At 71.1% G+C, this 1,369-nt stretch carries 1 protein-coding gene and 2 pseudogenes; all 3 read right to left on the reverse strand.

Annotated features, from left to right (window positions below):
- Positions 1–59: 59 nt before the first annotated feature.
- Positions 60–647 carry a TetR/AcrR family transcriptional regulator gene (locus QH283_RS23635; RefSeq protein WP_280505136.1) on the reverse strand — a complete coding sequence of 196 codons (588 nt, stop codon included), beginning with the start codon at positions 645–647 and terminating at the stop codon, positions 60–62.
- A gap of 50 nt (positions 648–697) precedes the next feature.
- A pseudogene (locus tag QH283_RS23640) lies at positions 698–1,075 on the reverse strand (VOC family protein).
- 52 nt (positions 1,076–1,127) lie between these two features.
- A pseudogene (locus QH283_RS23645) lies at positions 1,128–1,369 on the reverse strand (SAM-dependent methyltransferase); the annotation flags it as partial.

A 1,369-nucleotide genomic window follows, 5' to 3' on the forward strand; every position in this document is an offset into this window, starting at 1 on the left:
CGGCTGTCCGCGCCCACCTTATAACAATCGTTATAACAGCTGTCGGAAGCCCCGGTCGTTCACGTTCCGCCCTGGCCGATCGCTCCGCTCACCGCCGCCTCCAGCGCCTCGACCGTCAGATCGAGCGGCTCGATGCTGCGCTGCGCCCGGCACAGCGCCACCGTCCCCTCGATCGCCGCCACCACCAGGGTCGCCGTCCGTGCCGCGGTCTCCGGCGTCGCGCCGTGCTCGCGCATGGAAGCCGCCAGCATGTCCGTCCAGCGCGCGAAGGCCGCGGCCGCCGCTCGCCTCGGCTCGTCCCCGCTGTCGGGCTGGTCCTCCACCGACACCGCGAGCACCGGGCATCCCGCCCGGAAGTCGCTGTCCAGCACGACCTTCCGCCACAGGTCGACGAAGCCGCGCAGGCCGGCCACCGGTCCCGCCTCGAGCTGCTTGCCCAGCGTCCGCACGGTCAGTTCGTCGGCGAAGCGCACCGCCTCGGCTGCCAGTTGCGTCTTGCCGCCGGGAAAGTAGTGATACGTCGACCCCAGCGGCGCCCCCGAATGCTTGGCCAGCTCGCGCACGCTCGTGGCATTGAGCCCGCGCCGGCGCAACATGTCGGCCGCTCCCGCCACCATCCGCTCACGCGCCTGCGTCGACTCCGCCACGTTCACCCGCCTCCCCGGTTCATAACGACCGTCATAGCCTAGCTCGGCGGTCACTCCCGGTCGTGGTGGCAGACCGCCTCCAGCATCAACCCGAACGGATCGAGCCGGAACGTGGCGTAGTTGGGCTGCCGGTACTGCGGAAACGTCCGGGGCTCGTGGCGCACCTCGCCGCCGTGCTCCGGCGCGAACGCGTGCACCGCCCGCACGGCCGACCTGGACCGCATCATGAACGCCAGATGCGGTGGGCCCGTGGCGTGAGGTGAGTACGGCCCGGCCGTCGCCGCCGGACAGAAGAACAGGTAGGTGCCGGGCTTGCCGCGGCCGGGGGGAAGGCGAACTCGTCCGCCGCGGTCAGGAAGGGCTCGAACCGCACCAGCGGCATCGAGGCGTCGTAGTGGCGCTTCGCCGCGGCGAGGGGGGACGTTGATGCCGAGATGACCGAGCGCTGTGGGGCCTGTCTGGAGCGGGACCGGAGCTGGGTCAGGAAGCGGGGCGCTCCAACGCGGCCCGGTAGCACTCGGTCACGTAGGGGATGGCCGTCGGACGTTCGGCGTCGACCAGCGTCCACACGCTGTCGAGCAACTCCTGCCTGGCGATCGGCGCCATGGTGATCACATAGCTGCGCGAGGCGATCATGTCGAGGATCTCCTCCGGCGTGGTGGGCTGGTTCCAGCGGACGTCGTGCCGTTCGAGCGCGCCGAACGGCTCGTGCACCGCGGGCC

Origin of the sequence: Nocardia farcinica (assembly GCF_029867845.1) — a bacterium.
GTDB lineage: Bacteria > Actinomycetota > Actinomycetes > Mycobacteriales > Mycobacteriaceae > Nocardia > Nocardia farcinica_A.